Raw genomic sequence first — 16282 nt, 5'->3', positions numbered from 1 at the left:
AATTTACAATGCCTGAGGGAAAGTATCACCCGCAAAATTTTTTCCCGGAAATCATAGAAGCAGGGATTGTAAAGGCGGTTCATGATGAGGTGGTTGAGACGTTTTCAAGCTATATTAAGCCGAAGAAGTTCCCTAAATTAACGAGGCGCTGCAAAAATTTTCTCAGCATCACGCAGGAACAGGTTGACCAAGGCATCACGTTTAACGCGCTGATTGAAAAGCTGCGGGAGCTTGATCCTGACCGAAACAGCGTCATCATTACATGGGGAAACATGGATATGAAAGTGCTGAAGCAAAATTGCATGTTCAACCATGTTCCGTTTCCGTTTAAAGGAGAGATGAGGGACCTTTCCATGGAGTACAAGGAATTTTTCGGCGACAAAACATTGACGAATTTGTGGAAGGCAGCGGAAGAGTACGGCGATTCAGGAACGGGAAAACAGCATAAAGCGCTTGACGACGCGATGACAACGTATAAGTTGTTTCGGCTCGTAGAACGGGATAAGAAGTATTTGGAAAATCCGAAGCCGACGACGATCGGCGAACGGGTTGACCTCTCAAAAGTCTTTCCGCACGCCACATAAAAAACCCAATCTGACAAACAGATTGGGTTATTTGTGCAGGAAATATTCTTTTTCAAGCCCATGAATAAGCTCAAGCGATTTTGCCGCGTATTCGGACGAATCGTTTTGCAGATCCGTTTTTAAGCGGCTCAAAGCTGAGCGGAGCGAATCCGCATAATCCGGTACAGCTTCATCGAACGGCTTCACCATGCGGTGCGGGATATTCGTCTGTTCACCGTAAGCGAGCGCTTTTCGTTCATGAAAAAAAGGGACGTCTGCCCGATTGGGATGATGAAGGTCGCCCTGCTTCGGATGGGTCAGCACGGCGAGGATTTTGACCAGGTAGTGCATCGGTTTAACATCCGTAATTTCGCCGATGTAGACGCCTGTTTTATAAAAGCCCTTTACGCGATCTCCGACTTGAAATTGGTTGTTCACTGCATCTGCCTCCTAATGGTATCATAATAAATAAATGGTAAAAAAATCATTTCAGGGAGGAAGAAAAATGGCGCCGTTTCTGATTCAGTTTATGCTCTATTTTCCTGAAGACAAAAGAGAATATATCCCTTCTTTTATTACGCTGGCCGTTTTCTTTATCATCGCGATCGCTGTATTCCGGCTGATTATCAAGCATTCCAAAAAAGAAGCTGAAAAAGCGGAAAAGCTGGAAAGAGAATTGAATGAAACCATCCATAAACGCTCTTAGAAGCGCCCGGCTTTCAGCCGGAACGCTTACGAAAAAGCGGTCTTCAGACGTCGGAGTCCGTCTTTTACAACAGAGAGCGAACATCCGACATTCATTCTGACGAATCCTTCTCCGCCCGGTCCGTACTTCGGTCCCGGCTCAAGAATCAGCTTTCCTTTATGAAGGAGAAGCCGTTTGATGTCCTGATCCGACAATCCGAGCTTTCGGCAGTCAAGCCATGCCAAGTAAGAGGCGTCAGGCTCCATCATGCGGACCTCGGGCAGCTCCTCTGCCAAAAAGCGGCGGACTTCTTCCATATTTCGTTCAATGTATGGGATAAGCTGATCGAGCCATGGTTCGCCTTTTGAATAGGCCGCCTCGATGGCTGCAATCGCAAATGTATTTAAAGAATGCAGTCCCTGACGCTGCATGACCTTTGCAAAGGCGGTTCTCTTCGCTTTGTCGGGTATGATGATGGCTGAGGCCTGCAACCCGGCCAAGTTAAACGTTTTGCTCGGTGCAATGCATGTGATGGATATATCCGCGAATTCCGGAGATAAAGAGGCGAACGGCGTATGGTTCAGTCCGTTCAGCATCAGGTCCGAGTGGATTTCGTCGGAAACAACTGTGACACCGTGTTTAAGGCAGAGTTCGCCAAGCGTTGTCAGTTCCTCTTTCGACCATGAACGGCCGGAAGGGTTATGCGGATTGCAAAGAATGAACAGCTTGACATCCGGTTCCACAAGCTTTTTTTCAAGGTCGGAAAAATCCATTTCATAGCGGCCGTCTTTTTCGATTAATGGATTATGTAAAACAACCCGCCCGTTTTTTTCAACTATATCAAAGAACGGCGTATATACAGGCGGCTGTACGACCACCCGCTCGCCAGGCTCTGTGTACGCCTGAACCGCTTGGGCGAGCGCTGTTACAATGCCCGGGCTGAAGGTGATAAACGCCGGTTCAGTATTCCATCCGTGCCGGCGGCTGAGCCAATCGGTGACAGCTTCCTTCGTGCCCGCGTTTGCAGATGTATAGCCGAAAACCCCGTGCTCCAGGCGCTGCTGAAGGGCGTCAATAACAGGCTGAGGGGCACGAAAATCCATATCAGCCACCCACATTGGAAGCGCGTCATTTACGCCGAATAATTCCTGTGTTAAGTCCCACTTTACAGACTGGGTCCCGCGTCTGTTATGCTCTGTATTAAAATCCATGATCTCACCTCATGTCTTTTTCATATGTTATACATTAACTGTGAAAAGGATAGATTGCAATGTTTTAACCATGAAAGCTTTTATAAAATAAAGGGAGTGGCAGCTGGTGGAATGGAGCAGCATCCTTGAGTGGGCTTTTCAGCGTCATCTCAACCCAATGAGCTGGTATATACGCCCGCTCTTTCTGGTGGCGCTCGCGTACTTTTGTTATAGGCGGTCTTGGAAAGGTGTCATCATTACTTTTTTGCTGATGACGAGCAGCATGGTTTGGTTTCCCGTCCCCGAGCGGATCAATCCGGAGATGCAGGCCGTTTTGGATTACGAGCTAATGCTTTTGTCCAACCCGCTTTCAGCCGTGGTCACGCTCGCTTTCATGATGGGTTTTCTCGTGTTGATTGGCACGGCATTTTGGAAGCGCTCCTTAGGGTGGGGGCTTGCGGTATTGAATGTGACGCTGATCGGAAAGGTCGTGCTGTCAGTGATGCTGACGGGGGAAAACGGCTGGGCGCCCCTCGGAAATACCGTCTTTGGATTGATTCTCGTCAACGGCATCGGGCTGCTGCTGATCGCCTGGAGGGAGAAGCGGGGAAAAGCCGGCCGTTAGCCTGCGGCTTTCCTTATCGACAAGCCGGCATGTTGTGATACAATAGCCTTTGAAACATTAATATGAAGCGGTGATCATGATGAAAGAAAGTCAGGCAGCAGCACAAATCATACACATCATAAAGGAATGGGATCCGTTTCAAGCCGGACCCGATTTTTATGAAACGGAAGCGGCCGAAATCGTTCAGGCCGTCTATACGGAAGACGATGCAGAGCGGCTGGGCGAAGCGATCCAGACCGTTTTTGAAGTATCGTTTGATCAGACGCTGCCTCTGTCGGAATGCAAACGGCTGGCTGAACGGCTCCTTGTGATCAAAGACAGCAGTTCGTGCTGAACAGAATTTAAAAACCGCCAACCGGCGGTTTTTTTATGTTCATGTCAAAATGAAATTGGCAATCTTGTCTGATACATAATCCGGATTTTCTTCAGGGACGAGGTGTCCGGTTTCTTGCAGGGAGTAGAAAATGGAATTGGGCAGATCCTGATGAAGCCTTTTTCCGATCTGTACCGGGACGACGCGGTCCTCTTCGCCCCAGATCAAGAGGGAAGGCGTCTCGATTTTCTTCAAATCATCCGGTGATAAATCGCCTTCCCGGTGTCTGATAAGACGTGCGAGCGCCCTGAAAATTTGATCATCGAGAAACGGTTTCAGGTAGCCGTTGATCATTTCCTGATCGATCAGGGAGCTGTCGTAGACAACATTCATGAGGTTTTTCAGGACGCCCTGTTTTGACAGCCAGCGCTTGATGTACAAATAAAAATAAGGAATATGGCTCCCGAAAATAAGCGAGCGGGGCGAACGCTTTAAATAGCCTGAGCTGCACAGCAGGACGACTTTTTTGAACAGTTCAGGCCTTTCCTTTATCGCATAAAGTGAAATCTGGCCGCCCATCGAATGACCGACAAGCACGGCGTCTTTAATCTTCAGCCTTTCGATCAGTTCGATGACCACCCTGGCCATGTTTTGATAGGTATACACAAAGGTGCTGGATTTTTCTGATTGGCCGAAGGGAGGCAGGTCAACGGCGACTAAATTAAACTCATCCTTCAGAAGAGGAATGATTTTTCTGTAGCAAAACGAGGAAGAAAGAAAACCGTGTATTAAAACGAGCGATGTCTTGCCTGGATTCTCGTAATGTTCATAATATATATTGACCCCTTGAATGGTCTCGATAGAAGGTTTTGTTAACAGCATGATCCAAATCACTCCGAATGTTTTTCTTTCATGTTCAAACAATCTGGCTGCATGTTGTCGCCTAAGTCCTGAGTATGTTATTTATCGTTCCCGAAAAAAATTTTTTCACGCTGCGATTTCGCTTTTTTTACCGCCTTACATTCGTATAAAAACGTGCTATAATATTCAGAAGATTTCTTGACATATAAAAGGTGTGATAACGAGATGAAGCTAACAGAAAAAGAAACAGAAATATTGGAAATATTAGAGGAAAACAGCCGCCTCGAACCTGAAACGATTGCTAAAATGGCGAACATTTCACAGGAAGAAACAAAAGCGATTATTGAAAAGCTTGAAAAAGAAAAGGTCATCATCGATTATTCTGCAATGATCGACTGGCGAAAAGTCGACGGCCATGAAGGCGTGACAGCGATGATCGATGTGAAAGTAACGCCGAAGCGCGGCGTCGGATTTGACGAAGTGGCCGAGCGGATTTATCGTTTTCAGGAAGTTGAATCCGTTTACTTGATGTCAGGCGTATATGACCTGTCTGTTGTCATCCGCGGCAGAACGATGTCGGATATTTCGCATTTCGTGTCCGAAAAATTATCGACGCTTGAATCGGTCGTGTCGACAACCACCCACTTTATTTTAAAGAAATACAAGCATGACGGTAAAGTTTTTGACTCCGGTGATGATGACAAAAGAATCGTGGTGTCTCCTTAAATGAGGACAACTTATATTTCAAAAGCAGCCCAGCAGATCAAACCGTCAGGCATCCGCAAATTTTTTGATCTTGCGTCCACAATGGAGGGCGTGATTTCATTGGGAGTCGGAGAGCCAGATTTTGTGACGGCGTGGAATGTAAGGGAAGCGAGCATCCTTTCCCTTGAGCAGGGCTACACGTCTTATACGGCAAACGCGGGTCTTCTTTCTCTGCGGAAAGAGATCAGCGCTTATCTGAATAAACGTTTTCATCTGGATTATGCTCCTGATGACGAGCTGATTGTTACAGTCGGAGCAAGCCAGGCGCTTGATATTGCGGTCAGGGCGATCCTTGATCCCGGAGAAGAAGTGCTGATTCCTGAGCCTTGTTTTGTCGCTTATGAAGCGCTTGTCTCTTTGGCGGGGGGAAAAGCGGTCCACATTCATACGAACGCAGAGCGCGGATTTAAAGCGAGCGCTGCAGATTTTGAAGCCGTTCTGACTGAGCGTACGAAGGCCATCATTCTTTGCACCCCGTCTAATCCGACAGGCTCTGTTTATTCAAAAAAAGAACTGGAAGAGATCGCGGCTTTTGCCGAAAAACACGACCTGATTGTAATAGCGGATGAAATTTACGCCGAGCTGACATACGATGAAGCGTATACAAGCTTTGCGGAAATCGCCGGAATGAAAAAGCGGACGATATTGATATCGGGTTTTTCTAAAGGGTTTGCCATGACAGGCTGGCGCCTCGGATATGTCGCAGCTCCTGCATATTTAAGGGACCCTATGCTGAAAATTCACCAGTACTCGATGATGTGCGCGCCAAGCATGGCTCAATTTGCGGCGGAGGAAGCCCTTAAAAACGGCCTCGAAGACGTTGAAAAGATGAAAAAAAGCTACCGCCGCCGAAGAAACGTGTTTGTGGATTCACTGAACGAAATCGGGCTTGACTGCCATCAGCCGGGGGGCGCTTTTTACGCGTTTCCATCCGTTAAAAAAACGGGCATGAGCTCAGAGCAGTTTGCAGAGGAGCTGCTCATCAGCGAAAAAGTCGCCGTCGTCCCGGGCAATGTTTTCGGTCCGAGCGGCGAGGGCTATATCAGATGTTCCTATGCTTCCTCGCTTGAACAGCTTCAGGAAGCACTCGTCAGAATGAAGCGCTTTGTGGAGAAGGTCGGTGCAGTAAAATAAAAAAATGCGCACCTGAAAGGTCCGCATCAACATAAGGGGGGAATACTAGAAAGCCTTAGTTGTTCTTTAGTATTCCCCTTTCAACTCGGTTTTAAACATACAATGCTAAAAAAAGTTTTTTTGCTTAATAAAGACTTGTATGATATAATTTTTTATTGCGTATAAAAAGAGATTAAATTCATAAGATTTAGGAGTTGTTAGTTATGACAGCAAAGTTTGAAGTAGGCAGTGTTTACACTGGTAAAGTGACTGGATTACAGGCGTACGGAGCGTTTGTTGCATTAGATGAAGAAACACAGGGACTCGTGCATATTTCTGAAGTAACACACGGTTTCGTTAAAGATATCAATGAACATTTGGCGGTCGGTGATGAGGTGCAAGTGAAGGTTCTTTCCGTAGATGAGGAAAAAGGCAAAATCAGCCTTTCTATCCGCGCTACACAGGCAGCTCCTGAACGAAAAGAAAGCAAGCCTAGAAGACAAAAGGCTGTTCAAGCCGAAGATACAGCTGCTCCACAAGGATTCAACACTTTGAAAGACAAACTTGAAGAGTGGATCGAGCAGTCCAACAGAAAAGATCTTATTAAGAAGTAAATGAAAAAACTCCGGCAAAAGCCGGAGTTTCAGCGTGTCGACAAACCCTCGCATTCGTTGTCAGGCCTGCGCGTCGGTGCTCACGAATTCCAACATTCGCTCCGCTCCGATGCTCGGCCTTCCTAGACTGCAAGGGTTTTCAATCACGCTGAAAGGATGACAAAATCCCAAAACAAAAGCCGTTTTGGGATTTTGTCAACAATCTTAAACTCCGGCAAAAGCCGGAGTTTTTTTAACGCATTTCCGGCTGTTTGGCGTCTTCGCCGGCGGTCTCTTCAGCAGGTTTAAATAAAAGTCCGAGGTTGATCAGACCTGCGATTCCGACAAGCGCGTAAACGGTCCGTGCTAAAGCAGACCCTTGGCCGCCAAAAATGGCTGCAACCAAGTCAAATTGAAAAAATCCTATCAGTCCCCAATTGATTGCTCCGATGATCGTTAAAACCAATGCAATACGTTGAAGTGCATTCATTTGTTATTCCTCCTATTTTGAAATCATATATTTCACATTTATAGATTGCGACCGATTTGGAAACATTATACGCCTGAGGAGCAGATCGCTTTACAGAGCGTTCGGCGATTTCCCATAATAGTAAATAAAGGAGGAGATGTAGATGGATAACTTTACATATTGGAATCCCACAAAGCTGATATTCGGCCGGGGAGAAGTTGAAAAGCTGGCAGAAGAGGTGAAACAATACGGCCGCAATGTCCTGCTCGTATACGGCGGAGGCAGCATTAAGCGAAACGGTTTATACGATCAAGTCATTTCAATCCTTGAAAAGGCGGGCGCGACCGTCCATGAACTGCCCGGCGTCGAACCGAATCCGCGTGTTGCCACTGTGAATAAAGGAGTTGCGATCTGCAAAGAGAACGATATTGACTTTCTTTTGGCAGTCGGCGGCGGAAGCGTCATTGATTGTACGAAAGCAATTGCTGCCGGAGCGAAATACGACGGCGATGCGTGGGATATTGTGACGAAAAAACATATTCCGGCTGATGCGCTGCCGTTTGGAACAGTTTTAACGTTAGCAGCAACAGGCTCTGAAATGAACTCGGGATCTGTGATCACAAATTGGGAAACCAATGAAAAATACGGCTGGGGAAGCCCGCTCGTATTCCCTAAATTTTCAATTCTTGATCCGGTCAACACGTTTACCGTCCCGAAAGACCACACGATTTACGGCATTGTCGACATGATGTCCCACGTGTTTGAGCAATATTTTCACCATACCGAAAATACCCCTTATCAGGACCGGATGTGCGAATCCCTGCTTAAAACGGTAATTGAAACAGCTCCTAAGCTCATTGAAGACCTAGAAAACTATGAGCTGCGTGAAACGATTCTGTATACAGGCACCATTGCGCTGAACGGCATGCTATCAATGGGCGCACGCGGAGACTGGGCAACGCACAATATCGAGCACGCTGTTTCAGCCGTATACGATATTCCGCATGCGGGAGGGCTTGCGATTCTGTTCCCGAATTGGATGAAGCACACGCTTTCCGAGAACGTCGGCCGCTTTAAACAGCTTGCCGTCCGTGTTTTTGACGTAGATGAAACAGGAAAAACCGATCGCGAAGTGGCGCTTGTTGGAATCGAGAAACTGTCTGAATTCTGGACCAGCCTTGGCGCGCCAAATCGTCTTGCCGATTATGACATTACAGATGAGAAGCTTGATCTCATTGCCGACAAAGCGATGGCAAACGGCGAATTCGGCCGCTTTAAAACGCTGAATAAAGACGATGTTCTGTCTATTTTGAAGGCTTCTTTATAAGATTTCTTGACGGCTCAAGGAGAACCGCCATTCCTTGAGCCGTTGTTTATTGTTATGTTTTTGACAAAAATGCAAGTGGAGGCTGAAAAAACATGCATTTTTGGCGGGCATCCTCCATCCTCCTTTTTTTCGTCACTTGATTTAACGAAGGAGTTCATATAAAGTGAAAAGGGAAGAGGCTGTCGCCGAAAATCGACATGTTTTAAAACCCTTTGGCCCGCACTCTCATGCAAATGAAAGCGCTGGCGGGTATTTGAAAGAAAACAGCTAGTACTGGAGGTTTAATAATATGACGCATGTCCGTTTTGACTACTCAAGAGCATTGCCATTCTTTAAAGAACAGGAACTTACATATCTGCGTGACTTCGTTAAAGTCGCCCACCATACCATTCACGAAAAAACAGGTGCGGGCAGCGACTTTTTAGGCTGGGTGGATCTTCCGACTGACTATGATAAAGAAGAATTCGCCCGCATTAAAAAATGCGCTGAAAAAATTCAAAACGATTCCGATGTTTTGCTGGTTGTCGGAATCGGCGGTTCATACCTCGGCGCAAGAGCAGCGATCGAAATGCTGAATCATTCATTTTACAATGTGCTGCCGAAAGAAAAGCGGAAAACGCCGCAAGTGATTTTCATCGGCAACAACATCAGCTCTTCTTACATGAGAGACGTGATGGATCTTCTTGAAGACGCTGATTTTTCAATCAACGTGATTTCTAAATCAGGCACAACGACAGAACCGGCGATTGCTTTCCGGATCTTCCGCAAGCTTCTTGAAGAAAAGTATGGAAAAGAAGAAGCGAAACGCCGCATTTATGCAACGACAGATAAAGAGCGGGGCGCATTAAAAACGCTTGCTAATGAGGAAGGTTTTGAATCATTCATCATTCCTGACGATGTCGGGGGCCGCTTCTCTGTGCTCACAGCGGTCGGCTTGCTTCCGATCGCAGTCAGCGGAGCCGATATCGATGAAATGATGAAGGGCGCCCGCGATGCGAGCAAAGACTTCTCCACATCAGAGCTTGAAGACAATCCGGCTTATCAATATGCGGTCGTCAGAAACGTCCTTTATAACAAAGGCAAAACAATTGAAATGCTGATCAACTACGAGCCGGGCCTTCAGTACTTCGCAGAATGGTGGAAGCAGCTCTTTGGTGAAAGTGAAGGAAAAGACGAAAAAGGCATTTACCCTTCTTCAGCCAACTTCTCTACTGATCTTCACTCTCTTGGACAATACGTACAAGAAGGAAGAAGAGATATGTTCGAAACGGTGCTGAACGTTGAAAAGCCAAGACACGAGCTGACAATCGAAGAAGCGGACAATGATCTTGACGGCTTGAACTACCTTGCCGGCAAAACAGTCGACTTCGTTAATAAAAAAGCGTTCCAAGGCACAATGCTCGCGCACACGGACGGTAACGTGCCGAACCTGATCGTGAACGTACCTGAAATGAACGCTTACACGTTCGGCTATCTCGTGTACTTCTTTGAAAAAGCCTGCGCAATGAGCGGATACTTGCTCGGCGTCAACCCGTTTGACCAGCCTGGAGTGGAAGCATACAAAGTCAACATGTTCGCCCTTCTCGGCAAGCCTGGCTTCGAAGAGAAAAAAGCAGAGCTTGAGAAGCGTTTGAATCAATAATTGAAAAAACACAGCCTCCGGACTTATTGTCCCGGAGGCTGTTTTAATTCGTATGACGGATGCTGAAGTCCGGTGGACGGATAAAATTCGTCATGTATGTAGACGAATCCTAATTTCTCCAATCGTTTTCGTGAAGCTGTATTTTCAGGATGATGTCCCGCAAACAGCTTTTTTGCCCGGATTTTGTTAAATGCGTACTCAATCATGGCTTCAGCCGCTTCAGATGCATAACCTTTACCCCAAGCTGAACGGACGAGATGAAAACCAAGCTCGTACACATCATTTTCCGGGTCATAGGGGCGAAGGCCGCAGCATCCGACGAATTCATTGTTGCTTGTTTTAAGAACCCCGTGTGTTTTATATTGTTCGATTTCCAGCAGCAAACGGTTTCTTATTTCGCCTTCGGTCATGATTCCGTCTGCTGTTAGATAATTGGTCACATCTCGATTTCCCCACAATGTCTTTGCCAAATTCAAATTCTCTTTCTTCCATAAAGAAAAGCCGATGCGTTTAGTTTGCAGAAAGTGGTTCATTCCGATCCCCCTGTAAGGCTGCTGTTCACCCTATTTTAACACAGCTACAGCCGTCGGGGCTCTCTAGGCTAATGATTCATCCCGTAAATCGTAAACGCGAGATAAGCCGCGAAAAAACTCCACAGCACATAAGGGATAAAGAGAATGGCCGCCGTTTTGTGAATTCGCCGTGTGATAAAGGTGAGCGAAAGAGCGGTAATGGCTACGAAAAAGGAGTCGACTGCGGCAGCAAGTAAGTTTTTTTGCGTAAATTGAAAATAGCTGAATGCCTGGTTAAACACATAGTTGATGATCAGCATGATCCAAAATGGCGCAGCTGCTTTTCTCATGTCATATGCAGCATACACGAGCGCCGCTGCTAATGAAATGAAGGCGAACAGCACGCTCCAGACGGTTCCGATCAAACGGCCTGACGGCGTCCAATCCGGCTTGTTTAATGACTCATACCATTCCCGGTCTACGGGAAATAAAATTCCTGCGAGTGAAAACAGTGCATATATAACGAGAAACACTATCACAGCCGTTACTATTTTTCCTTTCTTCAATAGAGGTTCCTCCCAAAAATAACCTTATAACATTGTCTTTCCCTATTTGTTCAAATATACTCATACCGCGCAAGCTTCTGAACCATACTAAAAAAATAAAACGGTTGGAGTGACACCATGGCATTTGTATTGGAAACATTGTTTCTCATCTTAACGGGCATTGTTCTGCTGAGAATTTCGGGAAGAAAATCAATTTCGCAGATGACAATTGCCACCACCGTCGTCATGATATCCATCGGAACGATCATCGTTCAGCCGATTATAGAAGACAGCATTTTTAAAACGGTGGCAGCTGCATCGATCTTTATCATCGTCCTTCTGTTGATCGAGTACTTGAAAATGAAATTTGATTTTTTTGAAAGCCTGATTGCGGGGAAAGCCGTTGTATTGATCGAAAACGGGGAGCTCCAGGAGCAGAATTTAAAAAAGCACCGCCTGACCGTCGACCAGCTGGAAATGAGGCTCCGGACACAGGGGATTTCAAAGTTAGCGGATGTGAAAAACGTAACGCTCGAATCAAACGGCCAGATCGGCTACGAGTTATCGGATGATGCCAAGCCTTTCACTATGGGAGAGTATAAAAAATTCCTGCGCATGCAAAACAACCTGCAGCAGCCGGAGGACAACCTGTTTAAAGAAATCACCGAAGGCCATCTGAACGAACCTGATAAGCAATTGCGCTAAAGTCCTGGCATATAAAAACGAAAAAAGGAGTTTTTTTCATGATAAGCTTACCTTCTGAACTGGAAAACCGGTCGTTTTCTCTTTATCACCTCGAACAGACGCTGAAGCCTCTCGGCTATGTGATCAGCGGCGGCTGGGAATATGACCGCGGCTTTTTTGACTATAAGATTGATGATGAGGACGGATACCTGTTTTTGCGGATTCCGTTTGAGGCGGAGGACGGACAGCTTGATTCGCAAAATGCGACGGTCAAGCTCGGCACGCCGTTTTTGCTTCGCCATGTCTATCAGGAAGCGCTGGATGACTACGTCGTTCAGGGGAATTTCCGCGCATCTTTTGACCAGTTTGCCGAACCGAAAGAAAAAGACGCCGATATTCCCGGCGTCTATGAAAAGCTTGGCCAATCGTATGTAAAAGAACTCGAAGAGGCGCTTCTTTCTTAAAGGGACAGCAGCTGGTCCGTCGGCTGTAGCTTGTACGAAAAAGAAGGAGACAGCACAGGCCCGTCTTTTTGGTGGACACCGATGATGAAAATGTCTTCCTTCATAAAATGGCGGATCACTTCTTGAAAAGACGCGCCCTCCATCGTCTTCGGAAGCGGAACCCGATGGACTTTGAAATGAATATCCGCTTCCGTAAAAAGCGGATCAGGAAGCTGGTCTTTAATGAGAAAATGCTGCAGCATCGCCGTTTTTAAAAGGTCCGCCGTACTGATGATTTGGTTGGCTCCGGCGCGCTCGGCATTTTTTTTCTGCTTTTCCGTCAAGATTTCTACAACGCAATACACCGACGGGTTCAAGCCTTTAACGGCCAGCAATGTTAAGACCGACTGCATGTCTGCAGATATTTCGCTTTTATGCTGATCGGCGGTTATAAAGACGATTTCAGCCTCTTCGATATTCGCTTTTTGCAGTGTGGCATCATCCGCTGCGTGTCCTCTGATGAAATGAATGTTTTCCATCAGGGGACCTTCCTTTAGCGTTTCATCAATGAGGACGATCGTTTTGTTTGAATCGGCGGCCTGGAGCGTCCTCATCAGCTTGTTGGATTTCTCGTTCCAGCCGATCAGGATCATATGCCCCTTGCCTCTGTAGTTCACCTTGCCTTCGGCGTAGCGCTGCTGCTTGCTGAAAGCGGCCGTCGCCATCGTTGCAAAATAGGCCGTGACAAACGCTGCCCCTATTAAAATCAGGAGCATGCCGACGATTTTGCCGAGCGCTGTTTTAGGGACAAAATCGCCGTATCCGACTGAGGACACGGTGATCAGGGCCCACCATATGCCTTCAAAAACATTTGAAAACTGCTGCGGCTCGACGAAGGTGATCAGCTGACCGAAAAGGAGGATCAATAAAAGGATAATGATTGCGATGCGGACATATATAGGCCACCTCAGCCATGCGATGAATACACGGTTTGATTTCATGCTTCTTCACCGTCTTTCCGCAGGGAAAATGATAAAATTTCTTTGATGATCGCATTTAACTTTTGATTGGTGCTAACTTTCCCGTGCTGTTCAATCGCTTGTCTGATCATCTCTGCCGTTTCTTCTTCAAATTCGATCAGCTGCTCGTCCTTTTCCGATTCGTTATAGAGAAGAATGAACGCATCAAGCCCTTCATTCATTTTATCGATCGCCGTGCTTAACTGTTCTTTTTCCTGATCCGTTACTTTCACCGTGTCACCACCCGAGTTCGCCTTTTTAATCAGTATATCCCTCTTTTGCAAAAATTTTTCAGGTAATAATAAACCTTCGTTAACCGACAATAACCGGTAGAGCTGAAGATTTTCGCTGCGGCGTCATATCGGTTCCCGTCCTTCCATACACTTTTTATAAACGAATGAGGGATGGGAGCGAAATGTCCTGTTTAATGAGGCTCTTTTTCATACTGATCGGAGTCCAGTTGATGGCGGCGTCGTCCATTCAATTCATTTTTGATTTAAACGCCGTGTATCATTCCTCTGATGAGGTGTTCTGGAGGGAATTTTTCAAGGAGCTGTTCACTAGGCCGCCTTTATACTTCATGATTTCAGGAATGGTGCTGATCTTTATCGGGGTTTGTTTGCCGCGAAGAAACAAATAGTGCACTTTTCTGTACAAAAGGAAATCCCTCGGGCTAAAATATATTTACAATTACAATTTTTAAACAACTTATCACAAGAGGGAAGATGATTGCATGAGCATGATTTTTTACTTGTTAACATTTGCTGCATTAGGTTTATCGATTTGGGCACAATTTAAAGTAAAGAGCAACTTTGAAAAATATTCAAAAGTAGAGGCGTCAAGCGGGAGAACTGGAGCCGAAGTGGCCAGACAGATTCTCGACCGAAACGGCCTTTACGATGTCCCGGTTGAACCGGTAAGAGGAACCTTGACAGACCATTATGACCCGACAGCACGCGTTGTGCGCCTGTCCGAACCCGTATACTACGGCCGTTCAATCGCAGCGGTTTCCGTTGCTTCCCATGAATGCGGACATGCCCTGCAGCACCAGGAGTCATACGGCGCACTTGTTTTGAGGCATAAGATGTTTCCGGTCGTGAACTTTTCTTCGGGAGTGGCGCCGTTTTTGTTTATCGGCGGAATGCTGCTCGGAAGCCTGAATCTGATCGGACTCGGCATCATATTGTTTTCTGCGGCCGTATTCTTCCAGCTTGTGACATTGCCTGTTGAATTTAACGCAAGCTCCCGGGCAAAAAGGATCATCGTTTCAGAAGGAATGATCCGCAATACGGAGGAAAGAGGCGTCAGCAAGGTGCTGGATGCCGCGGCTCTGACATACGTCGCAGCAGCGCTTGTTTCGCTGTTTGAGCTGCTGCGCTTCGTCGCAATTTTCCTGTCCGGTCGTAATGACTAACCATTCGTTTTAAGGAGGTGGCCCCTTACCATATTTGGTAAGGGCTTTTTTTGAATATCCTGAATCTCATACTCGTCATACTTTTAATTGCAGCTACGGCTTTTTTCGTTGTCGCCGAATTTGCGATCGTCAAAATCCGCGGCACAAAAATCGATCAGCTCGTTGAAAGCGGGGATAAGCGGGCGATTGCGGCCAAAAGAGTGGTGACAAATCTTGATGAATATTTGTCTGCCTGCCAGCTCGGCATTACCATCACCGCATTAGGGCTCGGCTGGCTCGGAGAATCGACATTCGAACAGATCATTCACCCGCTTTTTGAGTTATTTGGCCTGCCTGAGTCCGTTTTAAGAGTGGCTTCGGTTGTTGCCGCATTTATCATCATTACATTTTTGCACGTTGTGGTCGGCGAGCTTGCGCCAAAAACAATTGCGATTCAAAAAGCGGAAGCCGTCAGCTTATGGACGGCGAAGCCGCTCATTTTGTTTTATAAAATCATGTTTCCGTTTATCAAACTGTTGAATGGCTCGGCCCGGCTGTTAACGAAGCTGTTCGGGTTCCATTCTGTTAAAGAGCATGAAGTGGCGATCAGTGAGGAAGAGCTGCGGCTTATGCTGTCTGAAAGCTATAAAAAAGGGGAAATCAATCAGTCTGAGTATAAATACGTCAACAAAATTTTTGAATTTGACAACAGGCTGGCCCGGGAAATCATGGTGCCGAGAACGGAGATGGCGACGCTTTTGGCCGATCAATCCATAAAAGAAGCGATTGAAACCGTCATTAATGAACGCTACACGAGATATCCGGTTATTAAGGACGATAAAGACCATATTATCGGAATTGTCAACAGCAAGGACTTGTTTAAATCGTATTTTCTCGACGAGACGATTCCTTTAACTGACTTAATGAGGCCTGTCATCAGGGTGATTGAGAACATACCGATCCAGGAGCTCTTGATTCGCATGCAGAAGGAACGGATCCATATGGCCATTCTTGTTGATGAGTACGGCGGAACGGCAGGGCTGGTTACGGTAGAAGACATATTAGAGGAAATCGTCGGAGAAATCAGGGATGAGTTTGATCAGGACGAAATGCCGCACATTATAAAAAAAGGCGAACATCATTATATTATGGACGGAAAAGCTTTAATCGACGAAGTGAATGACCTCCTTCATATCGCGATAGAAAACGAAGAAGTCGATACGATCGCCGGCTGGCTTTTGACGCAAAAGATGGAGCTGAAAAACGGGGACATCCTTAAAACTGAGGGGTGCGAATTTAAAATTCTTGATGCTGAAGATCATCATATCCGTTTCATCGAAGTGAAAAAAACGGATTTTTAAAAACAGCTGCGGTTGGCCGCGGCTGTTTTTTAGTTCGATGGCCGTTCCTTATTTCAATAAAATGGATATTTATTCAAAGATAAGAGGATATATCTATGGAAAATCATGACTTTTTACGAATGTGCACCTTGTCGTTCTTTTTTATAATATGATGTATAAATATGAGGAGGTTTTTAATA

The 16282-nt window shown here is 46.2% G+C and carries 21 protein-coding genes; 13 read left to right on the top strand and 8 right to left on the bottom strand.

Annotation, left to right across the window (positions count from 1 at the left end):
- Positions 1-8 precede the first annotated feature (8 nt).
- Positions 9-584 carry a 3'-5' exonuclease KapD gene (kapD, locus tag H7F26_RS01155; protein ID WP_395958848.1) on the top strand — a complete coding sequence of 192 codons (576 nt, stop codon included), beginning with the start codon at positions 9-11 and terminating at the stop codon, positions 582-584.
- Between the two features lie 27 nt (positions 585-611).
- On the opposite strand, the gene H7F26_RS01150 is transcribed toward kapD, so the two are convergent.
- Positions 612-1001 (bottom strand): kinase-associated lipoprotein KapB, encoded by a 390-nt coding sequence (locus tag H7F26_RS01150; protein ID WP_003184806.1) that lies wholly within the window; start codon positions 999-1001, stop codon positions 612-614.
- 67 nt (positions 1002-1068) lie between these two features.
- Here H7F26_RS01150 and H7F26_RS01145 point away from each other — a divergent pair, with 67 nt between their 5' ends.
- Positions 1069-1269 carry a hypothetical protein gene (locus H7F26_RS01145; RefSeq protein WP_003184804.1) on the top strand — a complete coding sequence of 67 codons (201 nt, stop codon included), beginning with the start codon at positions 1069-1071 and terminating at the stop codon, positions 1267-1269.
- A 26-nt stretch (positions 1270-1295) separates the two neighbouring features.
- On the opposite strand, the gene H7F26_RS01140 is transcribed toward H7F26_RS01145, so the two are convergent.
- Entirely contained in the window at positions 1296-2459 is a 1164-nt protein-coding gene (locus H7F26_RS01140; RefSeq protein ID WP_003184802.1) for a MalY/PatB family protein, read from the bottom strand.
- 106 nt (positions 2460-2565) lie between these two features.
- Between H7F26_RS01140 and H7F26_RS01135 the strand changes: the two genes are divergently transcribed.
- Positions 2566-3063 (top strand): hypothetical protein, encoded by a 498-nt coding sequence (locus H7F26_RS01135; RefSeq protein WP_011198245.1) that lies wholly within the window; start codon positions 2566-2568, stop codon positions 3061-3063.
- 79 nt (positions 3064-3142) lie between these two features.
- Positions 3143-3397, top strand: a complete 255-nt coding sequence (locus tag H7F26_RS01130; RefSeq protein WP_011201725.1) for a DUF1871 family protein — start codon at positions 3143-3145, stop codon at positions 3395-3397.
- A gap of 39 nt (positions 3398-3436) precedes the next feature.
- Here H7F26_RS01130 and H7F26_RS01125 read toward each other — a convergent pair whose 3' ends face one another.
- The gene (locus tag H7F26_RS01125) at positions 3437-4258 is read right to left on the bottom strand and encodes an alpha/beta fold hydrolase (RefSeq protein WP_009329497.1); all 822 of its coding nucleotides are present in this window, start codon (positions 4256-4258) and stop codon (positions 3437-3439) included.
- A 204-nt stretch (positions 4259-4462) separates the two neighbouring features.
- Here H7F26_RS01125 and H7F26_RS01120 point away from each other — a divergent pair, with 204 nt between their 5' ends.
- From H7F26_RS01120 to yugI, 3 genes are all read left to right on the top strand, one after another.
- The gene (locus H7F26_RS01120) at positions 4463-4963 is read left to right on the top strand and encodes an Lrp/AsnC family transcriptional regulator (RefSeq protein ID WP_003184796.1); all 501 of its coding nucleotides are present in this window, start codon (positions 4463-4465) and stop codon (positions 4961-4963) included.
- On the top strand, positions 4964-6136 hold the full coding sequence (locus tag H7F26_RS01115; protein WP_011198244.1) for an aminotransferase: 1173 nt from the start codon (positions 4964-4966) through the stop codon (positions 6134-6136).
- Positions 6137-6339: 203 nt separating this feature from the next.
- Positions 6340-6729, top strand: coding sequence for a S1 domain-containing post-transcriptional regulator GSP13 (gene yugI, locus H7F26_RS01110; protein WP_009329495.1), 390 nt, complete (start codon positions 6340-6342; stop codon positions 6727-6729).
- Between the two features lie 232 nt (positions 6730-6961).
- Here yugI and H7F26_RS01105 read toward each other — a convergent pair whose 3' ends face one another.
- The gene (locus H7F26_RS01105; RefSeq protein WP_003184789.1) at positions 6962-7198 is read right to left on the bottom strand and encodes a DUF378 domain-containing protein; all 237 of its coding nucleotides are present in this window, start codon (positions 7196-7198) and stop codon (positions 6962-6964) included.
- A 142-nt stretch (positions 7199-7340) separates the two neighbouring features.
- Here H7F26_RS01105 and H7F26_RS01100 point away from each other — a divergent pair, with 142 nt between their 5' ends.
- Both H7F26_RS01100 and H7F26_RS01095 read left to right on the top strand, forming a co-directional pair.
- On the top strand, positions 7341-8504 hold the full coding sequence (locus H7F26_RS01100; protein WP_009329494.1) for an iron-containing alcohol dehydrogenase: 1164 nt from the start codon (positions 7341-7343) through the stop codon (positions 8502-8504).
- Between the two features lie 289 nt (positions 8505-8793).
- Entirely contained in the window at positions 8794-10146 is a 1353-nt protein-coding gene (locus H7F26_RS01095; RefSeq protein WP_003184785.1) for a glucose-6-phosphate isomerase, read from the top strand.
- Between the two features lie 23 nt (positions 10147-10169).
- Here H7F26_RS01095 and H7F26_RS01090 read toward each other — a convergent pair whose 3' ends face one another.
- The gene (locus H7F26_RS01090) at positions 10170-10679 is read right to left on the bottom strand and encodes a GNAT family N-acetyltransferase (protein ID WP_003184784.1); all 510 of its coding nucleotides are present in this window, start codon (positions 10677-10679) and stop codon (positions 10170-10172) included.
- Between the two features lie 68 nt (positions 10680-10747).
- Positions 10748-11224, bottom strand: coding sequence for a TspO/MBR family protein (locus tag H7F26_RS01085; protein WP_003184782.1), 477 nt, complete (start codon positions 11222-11224; stop codon positions 10748-10750).
- Positions 11225-11341: 117 nt separating this feature from the next.
- On the opposite strand from H7F26_RS01085, the gene H7F26_RS01080 reads away from it, so the two are divergent.
- Both H7F26_RS01080 and H7F26_RS01075 read left to right on the top strand, forming a co-directional pair.
- Complete coding sequence (locus H7F26_RS01080; RefSeq protein ID WP_009329492.1) at positions 11342-11908, top strand: DUF421 domain-containing protein; 567 nt, start codon at positions 11342-11344, stop codon at positions 11906-11908.
- A 38-nt stretch (positions 11909-11946) separates the two neighbouring features.
- Positions 11947-12351: a YugN-like family protein gene (locus H7F26_RS01075; RefSeq protein WP_003184777.1), complete on the top strand. Its 405-nt coding sequence runs from the start codon at positions 11947-11949 to the stop codon at positions 12349-12351.
- On the opposite strand, the gene H7F26_RS01070 is transcribed toward H7F26_RS01075, so the two are convergent.
- Positions 12348-13331 (bottom strand): potassium channel family protein, encoded by a 984-nt coding sequence (locus tag H7F26_RS01070; protein WP_009329488.1) that lies wholly within the window; start codon positions 13329-13331, stop codon positions 12348-12350. The two genes, H7F26_RS01075 and H7F26_RS01070, sit on opposite strands and share 4 nt — an antisense overlap.
- Positions 13328-13582: a protein mistic gene (locus H7F26_RS01065; protein ID WP_003184771.1), complete on the bottom strand. Its 255-nt coding sequence runs from the start codon at positions 13580-13582 to the stop codon at positions 13328-13330. The genes H7F26_RS01070 and H7F26_RS01065 overlap by 4 nt, the downstream gene beginning before the upstream one ends.
- A 506-nt stretch (positions 13583-14088) precedes the next feature.
- Here H7F26_RS01065 and H7F26_RS01060 point away from each other — a divergent pair.
- Positions 14089-14763 (top strand): zinc metallopeptidase, encoded by a 675-nt coding sequence (locus tag H7F26_RS01060; protein ID WP_025805900.1) that lies wholly within the window; start codon positions 14089-14091, stop codon positions 14761-14763.
- 50 nt (positions 14764-14813) lie between these two features.
- Positions 14814-16103, top strand: coding sequence for a hemolysin family protein (locus tag H7F26_RS01055; protein ID WP_016886102.1), 1290 nt, complete (start codon positions 14814-14816; stop codon positions 16101-16103).
- Positions 16104-16282 lie beyond the last annotated feature (179 nt).

It is taken from the genome of Bacillus sp. PAMC28748, from assembly GCF_014250415.1.
Classification (GTDB): domain Bacteria; phylum Bacillota; class Bacilli; order Bacillales; family Bacillaceae; genus Bacillus; species Bacillus licheniformis.
This window is presented reverse-complemented; position numbering and strand designations above follow the sequence as displayed.

What these genes read in the sequence shown, in the direction of transcription:
- H7F26_RS01090 (WP_003184784.1), bottom strand. Translation starts at nt 10,679, where the DNA reads ATGAACCACTTTCTGCAAACTAAACGCATCGGCTTTTCTTTATGGAAG.
- H7F26_RS01130 (WP_011201725.1), top strand. Translation starts at nt 3,143, where the DNA reads ATGAAAGAAAGTCAGGCAGCAGCACAAATCATACACATCATAAAGGAA.
- H7F26_RS01070 (WP_009329488.1), bottom strand. Translation starts at nt 13,331, where the DNA reads ATGAAATCAAACCGTGTATTCATCGCATGGCTGAGGTGGCCTATATAT.
- H7F26_RS01100 (WP_009329494.1), top strand. Translation starts at nt 7,341, where the DNA reads ATGGATAACTTTACATATTGGAATCCCACAAAGCTGATATTCGGCCGG.
- H7F26_RS01125 (WP_009329497.1), bottom strand. Translation starts at nt 4,258, where the DNA reads ATGCTGTTAACAAAACCTTCTATCGAGACCATTCAAGGGGTCAATATA.
- H7F26_RS01120 (WP_003184796.1), top strand. Translation starts at nt 4,463, where the DNA reads ATGAAGCTAACAGAAAAAGAAACAGAAATATTGGAAATATTAGAGGAA.
- H7F26_RS01095 (WP_003184785.1), top strand. Translation starts at nt 8,794, where the DNA reads ATGACGCATGTCCGTTTTGACTACTCAAGAGCATTGCCATTCTTTAAA.
- kapD (WP_395958848.1), top strand. Translation starts at nt 9, where the DNA reads ATGCCTGAGGGAAAGTATCACCCGCAAAATTTTTTCCCGGAAATCATA.
- H7F26_RS01105 (WP_003184789.1), bottom strand. Translation starts at nt 7,198, where the DNA reads ATGAATGCACTTCAACGTATTGCATTGGTTTTAACGATCATCGGAGCA.
- H7F26_RS01115 (WP_011198244.1), top strand. Translation starts at nt 4,964, where the DNA reads ATGAGGACAACTTATATTTCAAAAGCAGCCCAGCAGATCAAACCGTCA.
- H7F26_RS01140 (WP_003184802.1), bottom strand. Translation starts at nt 2,459, where the DNA reads ATGGATTTTAATACAGAGCATAACAGACGCGGGACCCAGTCTGTAAAG.
- yugI (WP_009329495.1), top strand. Translation starts at nt 6,340, where the DNA reads ATGACAGCAAAGTTTGAAGTAGGCAGTGTTTACACTGGTAAAGTGACT.
- H7F26_RS01080 (WP_009329492.1), top strand. Translation starts at nt 11,342, where the DNA reads ATGGCATTTGTATTGGAAACATTGTTTCTCATCTTAACGGGCATTGTT.
- H7F26_RS01145 (WP_003184804.1), top strand. Translation starts at nt 1,069, where the DNA reads ATGGCGCCGTTTCTGATTCAGTTTATGCTCTATTTTCCTGAAGACAAA.
- H7F26_RS01060 (WP_025805900.1), top strand. Translation starts at nt 14,089, where the DNA reads ATGATTTTTTACTTGTTAACATTTGCTGCATTAGGTTTATCGATTTGG.
- H7F26_RS01075 (WP_003184777.1), top strand. Translation starts at nt 11,947, where the DNA reads ATGATAAGCTTACCTTCTGAACTGGAAAACCGGTCGTTTTCTCTTTAT.